This is a genomic window from Rhodosalinus sediminis, assembly GCF_003385555.1.
Classification (GTDB): Bacteria; Pseudomonadota; Alphaproteobacteria; order Rhodobacterales; family Rhodobacteraceae; genus Rhodosalinus; species Rhodosalinus sediminis.
In genome coordinates, this window is record NZ_QOHR01000002.1 from 312389 (window position 1) to 326440 (window position 14052).

Here is a 14052-nt window from a genome sequence, read left to right on the forward strand (position 1 = left end):
CTCAGAGCCCTCCGAGGCCGCGCAGCGCGAAGGCCGCGATCATCATGCCGGAGACGTACATCGCCACTCCCGTCGCGTTGAACCATGGCGCCTTGGCGGCCGGGTCGCGCATCATCACCCGCGCGGCCCAGAGCTGGCCGAGGATCAGCCCGGCGATCGCCGCCGCGTGCCAGCCCTGCCCCCAGCCCGCGAGCAGGGTGAAGACCGCGATCTGCGGCAGGATCATCACCCAGGCGGCGGCCTTGGCCGCGCGCGCGGGGCCGAGCGTGACCGGCAGCGAGTTGACGCCGGTCGCCCGGTCGCCCTCCAGCGCCTTGAAATCGTTGAGCGTCATGATGCCGTGCGCGCCGACCCCGTAAAGGAGCGCGATCGTCACGATCTCGGGCGCGGGCGCGCCGGCCGAGAGCACGGCGGCGCCGGTGAACCACGGCAACGTCTCGTAAGAGAGCCCGACGAGCCCCGGCCCAGCGACGCCCGAGCGCTTCAGCCGAACCGGCTCGGCCGAGTAGGCCCAGGCGGCGAGCACGCCGAGGATCGTCGCCCCGAAGCCCCACGGCCCGAGCTGCCAGCCGACGACGAGCGCGAGGCCCGACATGGCGAGCGCGATCCAGAGCCCCCAGCGCCCCGGGATGCGGCCCGAGGGAATCGGGCGGCCGGGTTCGTTGATGGCGTCCACCTCGCGGTCGCACCAGTCGTTCGCCGCCTGGCTCATGCCGCAGACGATCGGTCCGGCGAGGACCATGCCGAGCAGCACGAGGCCCCAGGCGCCGAAGGGATCGGCGCCCACGGAGACGATGCCGCAGAGATAGGCCCAGATCGGCGGGAACCACGTCACGGGCTTCAGAAGCGTCAGCACCGCCCGCGGTTCGGGCAGGGAACGACGCGCGGCCGCGGGGGGCTGAATGCTGTCGGTGACACTCATGGTGTCAACTTAACTATACACTCGCGAGTCGGTAAAGCCCTTTCTCGCGCGGGCGCGCGACCGTCGCTGCGTCTTTCGGAGGGCGGCGGCGGGATCGGCCCTGTACGGATGCGCGGGGCCATCCGTCGGGCCGCGGGGGGCGCGCCTGCCTCGCCGCTTGCGCGCGAGGCGTGTCGGACGGATCGGAGCGACCCGACAGACGATCGCCCGGATCGCGCACAGCGCGCCCGGCGTCCGGGTCCGGACCCGTCGCGCGGGACGCGGAGCTCACCCGCGGCACCTCGACCACCCGGCCGCGCGGCGCCCTTGCGGCCCCGACTCGCCGTCCCGCGCCCGGCGCGCGCGGTCTCACCGCATCAGGACGACCGGCACCTTGCAGGAGCGCACCATCTCGGTGGTGGTCGAGCCGATGATCAGGCTGCGGATGCGGCTGTGGCCGTAGGCGCCCATCACCACCATGCCGACGCCCTCGCGCTCGACGATCTCGCCGAGTTCCTTCTCCGGCTGGCCGGGGACGAGTTCCGTCTCCGCCGCGAGGCCCGCGGCGTCGAGCACCGCCTTCGCGTCGGCGAGGCCCTTGCGCGCGGCGGCGGTGTCGGCGCCCACGGTGACCACCTTGATCGACAGCCCCGCGAAAAGCGGGCTGCGCGCGATGTGATCCACCGCCTTCATCGCCGAGACGCCGCCGTCGTAGGCCACGAGCACCCGCTCGACCGGCGCGAAGGCGCGCGAGGCGACGACGACAGGCCGGTGCGCCGCGCGCACGATCCGCTCGAGGTTGGAGCCGAGGTGCCCCTTGGCGAAATCCGCCGCCTCGCCGCGCTTGCCGACGACGAGGGCGCGCGCCTCGGCCTCCACCTCGCCCACGGTCTCGACGATGTCGCCATGGCGCAGGCGCGTGGTGATCTCGTCCACGCCGGCGCCGTCCACGATGGCGCGCGCGTCCTCGAGGATGGCGCGGCCGCGGGCGCGCACCAGCTTCGCGCGCTGCTCGTCGAGCTCCGAGAGCTCCTCGAGGAGCCGCGTCCGCGCGCCGAGGCGGATGGAGCCCGAAAGGTCGTGTTTCTCCGGCGCCTCGCGGCGGCCGAGGACGTGGATGAGCTCCACCCCCGCGCCCGTGCGCCCGGCGATCCACGCGGCGTGCTCGCAGACGGAGGCGGAGTAGATCGAGCCGTCCACCAGCGCGATGATCTTGTCGGTCATGGGGTCGCTTCCTTCAGTGGCCGGTGAGCGCGTCCATCGCGCCGGGCTTGTCGTGGATGGCGAGCCGGTCCACCAGCGTCTCGGTCGCCTCGTTCATGCCGACGACCTCGACCTCGGCGCCGTCGCGGCGCAGCTTCAGGATCGCCATGTCGAGCGCCTGCACCGAGCTGATGTCCCAGATGTGGGCATGTGTCACGTCGATCACCACGCGCTCGGGCGCCTCGCGGAAGTCGAAGGCCTCCATGAAGTCCTCGACCGAGCCGTAGAAGAGCTGCCCCTCGACGCGGTAGGTGCGCACGCGGCCGTCGGCGCTGATCTCGCTCGTCACGCGGAAGAGCTGCGCGATCTTCGCCGCGAAGAAGATGCCCGACAAAAGCACGCCCACCAGCACCCCGATGGCGAGGTTGTGGGTGTAGACCACCACCGCCACCGTGGCGAGCATCACCACCGAGGACGAGCGCGGGTGCACCCGCAGATTCCGGATCGAGGACCACGAGAAGGTGCCGATCGAGACCATGATCATGATCGCCACCAGCGCGGGCATCGGGATCACGCTCACCGCGTCGCCGAGCCCGACGACGAGGATCAGCAGCACCACCCCCGCGGTGAAGGACGACAGCCGCCCGCGCCCGCCGGACTTCACGTTGATGATCGACTGCCCGATCATCGCGCAGCCCGCCATGCCGCCGATGAAGCCCGTCGCCGTGTTGGCGAGGCCCTGGCCCACGCACTCCTGATCGCGGTCGGATTTCGTGTCGGTCAGGTCGTCCACGATGTTCTGCGTCATCAGGCTCTCGAGGAGGCCCACGACCGCCACCGCCACCGAATAGGGCAGGATGATCTGCAGCGTCTCGAAGGTGAGCGGGATGTCCGGGATCAGGAAGACCGGCAGCGTGTCGGGCAGCGCGCCCATGTCGCCCACCGTGCGCACGTCCCAGCCGAAGGCGACGGTGAGCGCCGTGAGCACCACGATCGTCACCAGCGGCGAGGGCACCGCCGTCGTCACCATCGGGAAGAGGTAGATGATCGCGAGCCCCCCCGCGACGAGCGCATAGGTCAGCCACGTGACATGCCGCGGGTCGAGCTCGGGAAGCTGCGCCATGAAGATCAGGATGGCGAGCGCGTTGACGAAGCCCGTCATCACCGACTTCGAGACGTAGCGCATCACGAAGCCCAGCCTCAGAAAGCCCGCCGCGATCTGCAGAAGCCCCGCGAGCACCGTCGCAGCGAGCAGATATTCCAGCCCGTGCTCGGCGACCAGCGTGACCATCAGCACCGCCGTCGCCGCCGTCGCCGCCGAGATCATGCCCGGCCGCCCGCCGGTGATCGCCGTGATCACCGCGATGGAGAAGCTGGCGTAAAGCCCCACCTTGGGGTCCACGCCCGCGATGATGGAAAAGGCGATCGCCTCGGGAATGAGCGCGAGCGCCACGACGATACCGGCGAGCAGGTCGCCGCGGATGTTGCCGAGCCACTGGCCCCGGTAGGCGTCGATTGAAATCATGGGAAATAACGCTCCGCGGCCGCGCGACCCGTCGCCGGGCGGCGTGCCGTCGTGTCTGACATGTCGTTGACGGCGCCCCCGCGGCACGGGGCCTGCGGCGCGGCGCCGGACTGGATTTGCTGCGCGGCAGCATAACGCCGCCCGCGCGGGATGCAAGCCGCCGGCCCGCGGCCGCGCGCCCCGCTTCAGGGCGGGTGAAGCGCGTTTCAGCACTTCTGATTTGCCACGGCGCGGCTGGCATGTGCCCAATCCGGGGCTACGTGAGCCCGCACAGCAGCCGCCGCGTCGCGGCGCCACGCACCGAAACCGACGCACCAGAACCGACAGGGAGCCGACCCATGAAAACCCGCCTTCTCGCCGCCGCGGCCGCCGCGGCGCTCGCCTCTCCCGCCGCCGCGCAGGACGGCTGCGGCGAGGTCTCGATCACCGAGATGAACTGGGCGTCCGCCCAGATCGTCACCGCCGTCTCGAAGTTCATCATGGAACAGGGCTACGGCTGCACCGTCTCGACGGTGCCCTCGGCGACCGTGCCCGCCGTCACCTCGCTCGCCGAGAACGCCGAGCCCGACATCGTGACCGAGCTCTGGCTGAACTCCACCGGCGAGGTCTACGCCCGCCTCGAGGAGGAGGGCAAGGTCGAGCCGGTGGCCGATATCCTCGCCCCCGGCGGCGTCGAGGGGTGGTGGATCCCGTCCTACCTCGCCGAGGCGCACCCGGAGCTGACCACGATCGAGGGCGTCATGGCCAACCCCGAGCTCGTCGGCGGCCGCTTCAACAACTGCCCCGACGGCTGGGGCTGCCGGATCGTCAACGACAACCTGATCCCGGCGCTCGGCCTCGAGGAGGCGGGCCTCGAGGTGTTCAACCACGGCTCCGCCGAGACGCTCTTCTCCTCGCTCGCCGCGGCCTACGAGGACGGCGAGCCGTGGTTCGGCTACATGTACGGCCCGACCTCGGTGCTCGGCAAATACGACATGGTCAAGGTCGAGCTCGGCCCCATCGACGAGGAGATCCACGCCGCCAACCAGAACCAGGACAACCCCGATCCCGGCGTCTCGGACTTCCCGCCGGCGCCGGTTCTGACGGTGGTGACCTCCGAGTTCCGCGACACCTCGCCCGAGATCGTCGACCTGATGAGCAACGTGAGCTTCGACGTGGACGTGATGAACGGCCTGCTCGCCTGGAAGGAGGAGAACAACGCCTCCAACGAGGAAGCGGCCGCGTATTTCATCCAGTCGAGCCGCGACATCTGGGGCGCATGGGTGAACGAGGACGCCCGCGCGAACCTCGCCGGCCTGCTGGAATGAGCCTGCCCCGGCGCGGCCCCCGGCCGCGCCGGACCTGCGGAGCCGCCGCCCGGGCGCGCGGCTCCGCGTCGAACGGGCGGGATGCGCCCCACCGATAAGCTTCACCGGTGAGCGCCAATCCCCGCCGACAGAGGCCCGACGTCACGACCTGCGACCGCCGTCGCGCGCGACGAAGCCTTCCGGCCTGGGAGAGCATGATCTGCCGCCCGACCGCCGCACGGGTAAGCGCCCCCGGCTCTGAAAACGGCGCCTCGGGCCTTGGTGGTCGATCCGCCCCGCGCGCCGGCGGTTCGCCCGGGCACGCGCCCGGGCGGCCCATCCGATGCGCGCCGGGCAGCTCCGAAAACGGCGCCTCCCGCCTGAGCGCCGCCGGCCGGCGCGCCTCTACGTCAACGGATGGCGAGCCCGGCCGCGCCGCGCCCGTCGCCGCGGTGTGCGCCGACAGCCGCCCAGCGCCCTCGCGCACCCCTCAGAGCGCGCGGATGCGCTCCAGCGTCGCGGCGCGCACGGCGACGCCCTCGCGCTGCGCGCGGGCCCGCGCCGCGGCGCGACCGTCGCCCGGCAGGCGCGCGCCCGGTTCGGCGCGAATCGCCTCGGTCAGGGCGGCGATGCGCGCGGCGTAGGCGCCGCCCGAGCTCGCCGCCGGGTCCAGCGCGACGAAGCATTGCCCGGTGCGCGGCGGGCCGCCCTTCGGCCCGGAGAAGGGGCTCGCGTCGCGGCCGAGCGTCGCGCCGGTGAGCGCCGCCGCCATGACCTCCACCAGAAGCGCGAGGCCCGCGCCCTTGTAGCCCCCCGCCGGCGCCATGGAGCCGGCGAGCGCGCGCTCGGGATCGGTCGTCGCCGCTCCGTCGGGGCCGAGCGCCCAGCCCTCGGGGATCGCGCGGCCCTCCCGCGCGTGGGCCATGATCTCGGACTTGGCGATCACGCTCGCGCTCTGGTCGATCAGAAGCGCGACGCCCCCCGCCCCGTCCGGCGCGGCGAGCGAGACCGGGTTGGTGCCCACCACCGGCCGCGCCCCGCCCGCCGGCGCGATCGAGGCCGGCGCGTTGGTGAAGCCGAGCCCGACGAGCCCCGCCTCCGCGAGCGCGCGCGTGTGCACGCCGAGCACCCCGCAATTGTAGGACTCCCGCACGGCGAGCGCGGCGACGCCCTGCGTCCGCGCCGCCGGGATCGCCTCGGCGAAGCCCGCCGCGATCGCGGCATGGGCGAAGCCCTGCCCCGCGTCGGCGACGACGAGCCCGGGCCGGGGGCGCGTGACCTCGGGCACCGCGTCGCCCCGCACCTTGCCGCAGCGCAGGTGCTCGCAATAGACCGGGATGTAGGCGAGCCCGTGGCTCGCCACGCCGTCGGCCTCCGTCTCGGCGGTGGCGCGGGCGAGCGGCTGCGCCTGCGCGCGGCTGGCCCCCGCCCGGGTCAGCGCCTCGAAGGCGAGCGTCTCGATTTCGGCGAGCGTCAGCGTCTCGGTGGTCATGCGGTCGGTGTCCTTTCGGTGAGGGTCAGGCGGCCGGGGGCGGCGGCGCGGGACGCGCGCCCCCTGCCCTGCCCCGCGGCGCGTCAGTCATTGTCGGTGAGCCCGGCCCCCGCCCCGGCGAGGCGTCCGGCCTGCGTGGCCGGGGCGTAGGTGCGCGCGGCGAAGCGCTCCAGCGCGGCGCGGGCCGCGGGCCGGAGCGCGGCGCGATAGCCGCGCGGCCGGCCCTCGCCCTGCGGCACCGGCACAGGGCGGCAGGTGACCTCGGCGGCGCGCGCGGCCTCGCCTGCCTCGGCCGGGCCGAGCGCGAGCGCCCCCGCCGCCACGTCGGCGCGGAACCCGGGCCACGCCACCCGCAGCGTGGCGCCATGGCGCGCGGCCGCCGCCTGCGCGAAGGGCAGGAGGAGGAGCGGCCACGCGAGATCGGCCAGCGTCACCGCGTGCGGCCCGGCCCCGGCCCGGTCGGCGAGCGCCGCCCCCGCCGTCACCGGGCAGAGGCAGCCCGCCCGCGCGCGCCAGACCATCCCGCAGACCGGCGCGCGGCGCGCCGGGGGGACGCGGTCGCTCGCAATCAGAAGCCCGGCCAGCGCCTCGCCCCCCGGAAATTGGTGCGCGCAGAGCCAGCGCACCGCGCGGCCCGCCTCCTCCGCCGTGCCCCAGTCAAGCCCCGCGCCGCGCGCCGCCTTGCGCGCCAGCGCCTCGGCCTCGCCGAGCGAGAGCGGCGTCACGCCTCCGCCTCCGGCCAGGCCCAGTCGTCCTCGGGCAGGTCGTGCAGCTCGTGCGGGAAGGGCGCGCCGCGGTACATTTCGATGCGCACCCAGCGATCCGAGCGCGGATCGAAGCAGCCCGCCCCGAAGAAGGAGAGCTTCGCGCGCAGCATGTCGATCGGCATCAGGTCGGCACCGATCGTGTTGTCGCGGATCTCGGCGTAGGGCCGGCGCGCGGCGATCTGCGCGCGGCGCACGGCGGCGCGATGCTCCGGCCGGCGCAGGAGGAGCTCGGCCACCGGCGCGCCCGGGGGTTCGTCGCGGAGCGCGGCGTGGAGCCGCGCGGCGTCCCGGCCGGGGGCGAGGGGCTGCTCCCACGGCGCGATCTCCTCGGCCCAGCGCTCGCCGAGGCGGGGCTCGAGCTTCTCCTCGGAGACGTACCAGCACCGCGCCTGCGCCTCGGGCGCGTCCCAGTCGATGGCGAGCGCCCAGTCGTAGACCTCTTCGAGGAGCGCGCGGAGCGTGCCCGCGGTCATCGTCCCGTCGAGGCCCAGGCCCGTCTCCTCCCCCGCGCTCATGCACTCCGCGAGGCCGTCCACCAGCGCCCCGTGCGGCTCGAGAAGGAGCGAGACGAGCATCTCCTGCCCCTCCTCCGAGAGCGCGCCCTCCCCCCAGCGCCAGAGCGCGTCCCACGGGTGATCGCCCGAGAGCCCGGCGGCGGCGACATGGTCCGCGAGCCGCTCCAGATCGGCGCCGAGCGCGGCGAGGCGGGCGCGCTGCACCGGATGCTCCGAGCGCCAGCGCGCCACGCAGGCCTGCGCGCGCGGCAGCATGGCGCGGAAGCGCGCGGCCGCCTCGGCATCGGCCACGGGCAGACGGCGCACGCGCGCCAGCGCCTCCTCCCGCGCGGCGATCCAGTTGTTCAGGAGGATCGGATGGCTCACGAGAAAAGGCGCCATGCCGAGGCCGGTGGAATTGCCGATCCCGAAGCGCCGGCGCAGCGCGGGATCGAGCGGCACCGCCCGGTCGGGCGCGCGGCGGCGGGCCATCTCCTCGACCATGTCGAGGACGAAGGCGCGGGTCAGCCAGACCGAGAGCATCTCGGGCTGGAAGGGCGCGGCGAACTCGGGCCGGTCCTCGATCGCGGCGCGGTCGGCGGCGCCGAACTTGCCCGAGCCGTAGACGGCCGTGGTGCGCATCAGATAGCCCACCGCCTCCACCTGCGCGGGATCGGGCTGACGCCCGGCGGCGAGCGCCTCGACCACGTGGGAAAAGAGCCGCACCGAGCGGTTGGCGCGGCTCAGCGACAACTCCCGCTCGCTGACGCGGCCGGCCTCCTGCCGGGGCACCTCGGCGCGCAGGCGCGCGATGTCGTCCTCGGTCGGCACCCCGTCGAAGAGCGTGAAGGTCGCGTCCCATGCGGTCGCGATCACCCGGTCGGAGCGCATCGCGTCCGGCAGGTCGTGGCCGAAGGCGACGAGCGAATAGCTGCGCTCGGGTCCGTGCATGGTGTAGACGGCCTCGCCCACGCCGCGGGCGTCGATCGCGAAGGCGCGGCGCTCGAAGCGCCAGCCCTCCCGCCGGAGCCGGCGCAGCAGCACGCGCATGAACGACAGCCGCGTCTGGTGGAGCGCGCCGAGCCGCGCGAGGCGCATGACCGTCGCCGCCGGGCGCGGCGCGATCGTCTCGGGGCGGCTCGCCGATCCGTCCATGCGCGTCCCTCCTATTCGGCCGCCCGCACCTCCCGCGCGGGGGCGCGCGGCCCGAAGCTCGCGTCGAAGAAGGCGAGCCAGTTGCCCCCCATCAGCGCCGCGACCTCCTCCGCGTCGAAGCCCACGGCGCGCAGCCCCTCGGCGAGGCCGGGGAAATCCCGGTTGTCGCGGAAGAAGGCGGGCTGCGGCGGGAAGCCGGGCGCCGCCGCGCTGCCCTCGCCGTAGTCCGGCCCCCTGGTCCAGCGCCCGGTGCGCATCCAGTCCACCACGCTGTCGGGCTGATCCTGGCAGAGATCGGAGCCGATGCCGAAATGCCGGACGCCGAAGCGCTCGGCGGTGCGCGCGACCATCTCGCAGAAGCTCCCGAGCGTGCAGGCGGAGCCGTCCTTCAGGTGGTGGGGATAGAGCGAGAAGCCCATCATCCCCCCGTTCTCCGTCACCGCGCGGATCACTGCGTCGCGCTTGTTCCGGAGCGCCGGGTGCCAGGCGTGCGGGTTGGCGTGGGTCACCGCGATCGGCCGCTCGGACAGCGCGGCCGCCTCGATGGTGGAGCGGTCGGCGGAATGGCTCATGTCCACGACCATGCCGACGCGGTTCATCTCGGCGATCACCTCCCGCCCCATGCGCGTCAGGCCGGGGTCCTCGGCCTCATAGCAGCCGGTGGCGAGCAGCGACTGGTTGTTGTAGCTGAGCTGCATGAAGCGCGCGCCGAGGCGGTGCCAGACCTCGACGAGGCCGATGTCGTCTTCGATGGGCGACGGGTTCTGGAAGCCGAGGAAGATCGCCGTGCGCCCCTCGGCCCGCGCGCGGCGCACGTCGTCGCCGGTGAAGCCCTGGAATATCAGATCGGGGAAGCGCTCGAACCAGCGGTTCCAGCGTTCGACGTTGGCCACCGCCTCGCGGAAGGTCTCGTGGTAGGCGATGGTGACATGCACCGCGTCGAGCCCGCCCGCCCGCATCTGGCGGAACACCTTTTCCGACCAGTTGGCGTATTGCAGGGCGTCGATGCGGCAGGTCATGCGGTCCCCTCGGCGTTTCGCATCCAGCCTGCCCCGGCGGCAGGCGGTCGCGCAAACCTCAAGTTCTGAAATCTGCTTCAGTCCGCCTGAAGCGCGCCGGCCCAGAGATCGCGCGCCGCCGCGATCCCGTCGGCGAAGGCCCGCGCGGCGGGGGCGAGCGGGCGCCCGGCGCGGGTGAGAAGATGCACCTCCCGGCGGGTGCCCACCGCCTCGAGCGGCACGAAGGCGACGCCCGTCTCGCCCTGCGCCAGCGCGAGGCGCGGCAGCACGGTCACGCCCAGCCCCGCGCGCACCAGCGCCAGGAGCGAGGTGGTGTTGGGCACGCGCAGCCCCGCCCCCTCGCGGATGGGCGCGAAGGCCGGATCGGGGATCAGGTCGCAGAGCCCGTTGGAGATGAAGCGTTCGCCCGAAAGCTCCGCCCAGCCGCAGGCCGCGCGCCCGGCGAGCGGGTGGCCCGCCGGGACCACCGCGCCGAAGGCGTCGGAGAAGAGCCTGCGCCGCGCGATGCCGTCGGTCTCCGCCGCCGTGGCGAGGCCGATGTCGGCGCGTTCGCCCTTCAGCGCCTCGACGACGGCGCGGGAATCCATGTCGCGCATCTCGATCTGGACGCCCGCGTGCGCGGCGCGGAAGCGCTCGACGACGGCGGGCATGATGGCCGTCGCGAGCGAAGGCGTCACGGCGAGCCGGACGACCCCCGCCTCGGCGCGCGCCGCCCCCTCGATCGCGCGCAGGCGGCGGTCGAAGTGGTCGAGCGCCTCCGTCACCTCGTCCAGCACCATCCGCCCGAGGGGCGTCAGCCGGCCCTTGCCCGCGCCCTCGAAGAGCGCGCCGCCCACCTCGCGCTCGAACTGCGAGAGCGTCATCGAGACGGCCGAGGGCGTGCGGCCCAGCGCCTCCGCCGCCTCGGCGAGCGTGCCGCGCTCCGCCACCGCGCGGAAACAGCGCATCATCTCGAGCTTGATCGCCACGCGCCCACCTCCGCGGCCAGCCTAACGCCGGCCGGCCGCGGGGCGAAGCGCGAAATCGCGCGGGCTCAGACCGCGCGGCCCAGCAGCGCCTCGTCGTAGGGGTAGCGCGACATCTTCGCGATGCCGGTCTCGGTGATGACGACCTGCTCCTCGAGCTTCACGCCGTCGGCCGCGCCCGGCTCGCCGATGTAGCTCTCGACCGAGACGACCATTCCGGGCTCCAGCACCCCGTCCTTCGAGAAGCGGTCGAAATCCATGTGGTGCGCGACGAGCGGCGTCTCGCCGTGCAGCCCGACGCCGTGGATGATCGAGGGATAGCGCAGGTCGAGAAAGCGCTCGGGGATCTTCCAGGCGGTCTCGGCAAGCTCGCGGTAGCCGAGGCCGGGGCGCAGCAGGTCCATGTTGTAGTGAATCTGCTCGAAGGCCATCTGGTAGAGGCTCTGCTGATAGCCCGTCGGCCGGCCGGGGCCGGCGTGGAACGTGCGCGAGAAATCGCAGTAGTAGCCGTGGCAGCCGATCGTGTCGGTGTCCATCGCCACGAGCTCCCCGGGGCGCAGGACGCGGTCGCTCGCCTCGTTGAACCACGGGTTGGTGCGCGGCCCGGAACTCAGCAGCCGCGTCTCGATGAACTCGCCGCCCTGCTTGATGACGTTGCCGTAGAGCGTGGCGAAGAGGTCGTTCTCGGTGACGCCGGGCTCGATCGCCTTCTCCACCTCCCAGACGGCGGCCTCGGTCGCGGCGACCGACTGCGCGAGGCAGGCGATCTCCTCGGGCGTCTTGATGCGCCGGCAGTGGAGCGTGTCCTGCATGCAGTCGAAGACGTCGAGCCCCTCGGCCTCCAGCGAGCGGACGAGGTTCACCGCCGCGCGGTCGAGCCCGACCTTCCGGTTGCCGCCGCCGTGGGCGCGCACGAGCTCCGCGATCTCCTGTCCGAAGGGATCGGACGAAACGTCGTCGCGCTGGTTCACCGCCGACCAGACGACGTTGGAGGTGCGATGCTCGTCGATGGTCTCGAGCCAGGTCGAGACATGCGCGCTGCCGGGATACTCGAAGAGGATCACCGGCCCCTGCAGCGGCACGTAGATGTAGCGGGTGGAGTTGCGCAGGAAGTAGCCGAACATGTTGCGCGAGCCGGTGGCGTAGCGCTGGTTGTTCGGATCGAAGAGGACGAGCGCGGCGTAGCCCTCCTCGGCCATCATGGTCCTGAGCCGCGTCAGCCGTCCGGCGCGCAGGCGCTTCGGGTCGAAGGCCTGCGGGATCGGGTCGGTGTTGCCGGTGGGCGCGGAGGGCACCACGGGGATGTCGTCGGGCTCGCTGTCGGTCAGCGCCTCGCTTTCGACGATGCTCATCGGGTCTGTCTCCTTGTGGCGTGGGGCGCGGGCGTCAGTCGGCGAGCGCGTCGGACCGGACGACGCCCTCTTGCGCCATCGCGTCGTGGACCGGCGCGGTGCGCCCGAAGATGCGGCGCGCGCGCTCGGGGCGGCCGACGAAGCCGGGCTCGCGGGCGTAGGCGAAGATCACCGAGTGGCGCTCGCGCGGGCCCTCGACCGGGGTGACGCGGTGCAGCGCGTTGCGCCCGAAGAACACCTGCAGATCGCCGGGCGTCACGTCGAGCGACTTCAGCGCGGAGTGATCGCCGTCGAGCACCGCCTGCACGCCCTCGAAGTTCTCGCCCTGCGGCCCGCGGATGTTCGGCACGTACTGAAAGACGCCGCCCGCCTCGGGCTTCCGGGTGCAGAGCGTGACGATGTAGTCGTTACTGTCGAAGTGCCACGGATGCTGGCGGCCCTCCTTCAGCACGTTGACCACGAGATCCGCGAGCGGGTCGGCGAATTCGTGGATCTCGGGCTCGTCCACCACCTGCCGGACGAACGCCTGAAAATCCGGGTCGCGGTAGATGCGCCGGATCATCGTCTCCTCGCCGATCAGGTCGCCGGCGACGAAGCCGTTGGTCCGGTCGTCGAAGCGGTTCTTCGGGTGGTCCTGCGGCAGCGCCGGGTCGCCGGCAGAGTTGTAGGGGTTCGTCTCGGTCGCGTTGATGTGCGCCGCGGGCGAGAGGCGCGCGGTCTCCGCCTCGAGGTCGGCGCGCATCTCGGGGCGGATGAAATCGGCGAGCACGACGCAGCCGTCCTCGCCGAGCTGCGCGCGGCAGCGCGCCACGAGGTCGCGCCCCTCCGGCGTGGCGAGGCGGTCGATGGGATAGGCGTCGAGGTCGATGATGCGGCCGAGCGGATGGGTCCGCCCGGGCGCCCCGGGCAGCGGTGTCGCGGTCATGGGATGGGATCCTGTCGGTCGTGGTCTGTCGGACGCCGTCAGGGATAGGCGGCTCGAATCCATCTGTGAAACGAGTTATTCTCGATGCATCTATTGCGATGGCTCATCGGTGATGACGAACGACCTGCTCCGCGCCTTCCTCGCCGTGGCCGAAAGCGGCGGCTTCAGCCCGGCCGCCGCGCTGCTGAACCGCACGCAGTCGGCCGTCAGCCTGCAGATCAAGCGGCTGGAGGCCGATCTAGGCGTGACGCTCTTCGCGCGCACCAGCCGGTCGGTCACGCTGACGGCGGAGGGCCGACGGCTGCTGCCCTACGCGCGGCGGCTGCTGACGCTCGCCGATCACGCCCGCGAAGAGGTCGCCCGCGACCGCGCGCCCGAGCGCATCCGCTTCGGCCTGCCCGGCGAGCAGGCGGAGACCTATCTGCCCGGTCTCCTGCCGCGGGCGCGCGCGGCGCAGCCGGGGCTTCAGATCGAGATCGTCTGCGACATCTCCTCCCGCCTCGTCGCGGCGTTCCAGGCGGGCGATCTGGACGTGATCCTCGCCGTGCGCCACGAGCCGACGCGCACCGGCCGTCCCCTCGGGCTCAAGCGGATGATCTGGGTCGCGCATCCCGACTTCGCCCCCGACCCGGCCGCGCCGCTGGCGCTCGCGCTCAATCCGGAGGGCTGCATCTTCCGCGCGCACGCCCTCGCCGCGCTCGGCCGCGCGGGGCGCGCGTGGCATGAACCTTACGTCAGCACCTCGCCCATCGGGCTCAATCAGCCGGTGAGCGCGGGCCTCGCCGCGACGGTCAAGACGCGCCCCAGCGTGCCCGCGGGCTGCGTCGAGGCGGGCGCGCGCCTCGGCCTGCCGCCGCTCGACGCGGTGCAGATCGACCTGCACGCCTCCCCGGCCCTCGTCAGCGAGGGCTTCGACTGGTTCGTGGAGGCCGTGGCCGAGGAAGTGCGCGCCGAGGGCGCCGCCTGAC

The 14052-nt window shown here is 73.1% G+C and carries 12 protein-coding genes; 2 read left to right on the forward strand and 10 right to left on the reverse strand.

Going from position 1 to position 14052, the window contains the following annotated elements; translation table 11 throughout:
* Position 1: 1 nt before the first annotated feature.
* From chlG to DRV84_RS03360, 3 genes are all read right to left on the reverse strand, one after another.
* Positions 2-922, reverse strand: a complete 921-nt coding sequence (gene chlG / locus DRV84_RS03350; protein ID WP_115978436.1) for a chlorophyll synthase ChlG — start codon at positions 920-922, stop codon at positions 2-4.
* A gap of 348 nt (positions 923-1270) precedes the next feature.
* A complete protein-coding gene (locus DRV84_RS03355; RefSeq protein WP_115978437.1) occupies positions 1271-2125 on the reverse strand; it encodes a universal stress protein in 855 nt (284 codons plus the stop codon).
* A gap of 13 nt (positions 2126-2138) precedes the next feature.
* Positions 2139-3629, reverse strand: coding sequence for a SulP family inorganic anion transporter (locus DRV84_RS03360; RefSeq protein WP_115978438.1), 1491 nt, complete (start codon positions 3627-3629; stop codon positions 2139-2141).
* A gap of 338 nt (positions 3630-3967) precedes the next feature.
* On the opposite strand from DRV84_RS03360, the gene DRV84_RS03365 reads away from it, so the two are divergent.
* Positions 3968-4936 (forward strand): ABC transporter substrate-binding protein, encoded by a 969-nt coding sequence (locus DRV84_RS03365; RefSeq protein ID WP_115978439.1) that lies wholly within the window; start codon positions 3968-3970, stop codon positions 4934-4936.
* 469 nt (positions 4937-5405) lie between these two features.
* Here the strand turns inward: DRV84_RS03365 and DRV84_RS03370 are convergent, their stop codons facing one another.
* The 7 genes from DRV84_RS03370 to DRV84_RS03400 all read right to left on the reverse strand — a co-directional run bounded on the left by DRV84_RS03370 (position 5406) and on the right by DRV84_RS03400 (position 13084).
* A complete protein-coding gene (locus DRV84_RS03370; RefSeq protein ID WP_115978440.1) occupies positions 5406-6407 on the reverse strand; it encodes an Ldh family oxidoreductase in 1002 nt (333 codons plus the stop codon).
* A gap of 83 nt (positions 6408-6490) precedes the next feature.
* Complete coding sequence (locus DRV84_RS15565; RefSeq protein WP_158547738.1) at positions 6491-7132, reverse strand: DUF3726 domain-containing protein; 642 nt, start codon at positions 7130-7132, stop codon at positions 6491-6493.
* A complete protein-coding gene (locus DRV84_RS03380; RefSeq protein ID WP_115978442.1) occupies positions 7129-8823 on the reverse strand; it encodes a hypothetical protein in 1695 nt (564 codons plus the stop codon). The genes DRV84_RS15565 and DRV84_RS03380 overlap by 4 nt, the downstream gene beginning before the upstream one ends.
* Positions 8824-8834: 11 nt before the next feature.
* Positions 8835-9842, reverse strand: coding sequence for a membrane dipeptidase (locus DRV84_RS03385; protein WP_115978443.1), 1008 nt, complete (start codon positions 9840-9842; stop codon positions 8835-8837).
* 77 nt (positions 9843-9919) lie between these two features.
* The gene (locus tag DRV84_RS03390) at positions 9920-10810 is read right to left on the reverse strand and encodes a LysR family transcriptional regulator (RefSeq protein WP_115978444.1); all 891 of its coding nucleotides are present in this window, start codon (positions 10808-10810) and stop codon (positions 9920-9922) included.
* A 65-nt stretch (positions 10811-10875) separates the two neighbouring features.
* On the reverse strand, positions 10876-12159 hold the full coding sequence (locus tag DRV84_RS03395) for a M24 family metallopeptidase (protein WP_115978445.1): 1284 nt from the start codon (positions 12157-12159) through the stop codon (positions 10876-10878).
* A 34-nt stretch (positions 12160-12193) separates the two neighbouring features.
* Positions 12194-13084, reverse strand: a complete 891-nt coding sequence (locus DRV84_RS03400; RefSeq protein ID WP_115978446.1) for a HalD/BesD family halogenase — start codon at positions 13082-13084, stop codon at positions 12194-12196.
* A 112-nt stretch (positions 13085-13196) separates the two neighbouring features.
* On the opposite strand from DRV84_RS03400, the gene DRV84_RS03405 reads away from it, so the two are divergent.
* On the forward strand, positions 13197-14051 hold the full coding sequence (locus DRV84_RS03405; protein ID WP_158547740.1) for a LysR family transcriptional regulator: 855 nt from the start codon (positions 13197-13199) through the stop codon (positions 14049-14051).
* Position 14052: the final 1 nt, after the last annotated feature.

Bases quoted from the DNA above. Each gene is read 5' to 3' on its own strand.
- chlG (WP_115978436.1), bottom strand. From the start codon at position 922: ATGAGTGTCACCGACAGCATTCAGCCCCCCGCGGCCGCGCGTCGTTCC.
- DRV84_RS03355 (WP_115978437.1), bottom strand. From the start codon at position 2,125: ATGACCGACAAGATCATCGCGCTGGTGGACGGCTCGATCTACTCCGCC.
- DRV84_RS03360 (WP_115978438.1), bottom strand. From the start codon at position 3,629: ATGATTTCAATCGACGCCTACCGGGGCCAGTGGCTCGGCAACATCCGC.
- DRV84_RS03365 (WP_115978439.1), top strand. From the start codon at position 3,968: ATGAAAACCCGCCTTCTCGCCGCCGCGGCCGCCGCGGCGCTCGCCTCT.
- DRV84_RS03370 (WP_115978440.1), bottom strand. From the start codon at position 6,407: ATGACCACCGAGACGCTGACGCTCGCCGAAATCGAGACGCTCGCCTTC.
- DRV84_RS03380 (WP_115978442.1), bottom strand. From the start codon at position 8,823: ATGGACGGATCGGCGAGCCGCCCCGAGACGATCGCGCCGCGCCCGGCG.
- DRV84_RS03385 (WP_115978443.1), bottom strand. From the start codon at position 9,842: ATGACCTGCCGCATCGACGCCCTGCAATACGCCAACTGGTCGGAAAAG.
- DRV84_RS03395 (WP_115978445.1), bottom strand. From the start codon at position 12,159: ATGAGCATCGTCGAAAGCGAGGCGCTGACCGACAGCGAGCCCGACGAC.
- DRV84_RS03400 (WP_115978446.1), bottom strand. From the start codon at position 13,084: ATGACCGCGACACCGCTGCCCGGGGCGCCCGGGCGGACCCATCCGCTC.
- DRV84_RS03405 (WP_158547740.1), top strand. From the start codon at position 13,197: ATGACGAACGACCTGCTCCGCGCCTTCCTCGCCGTGGCCGAAAGCGGC.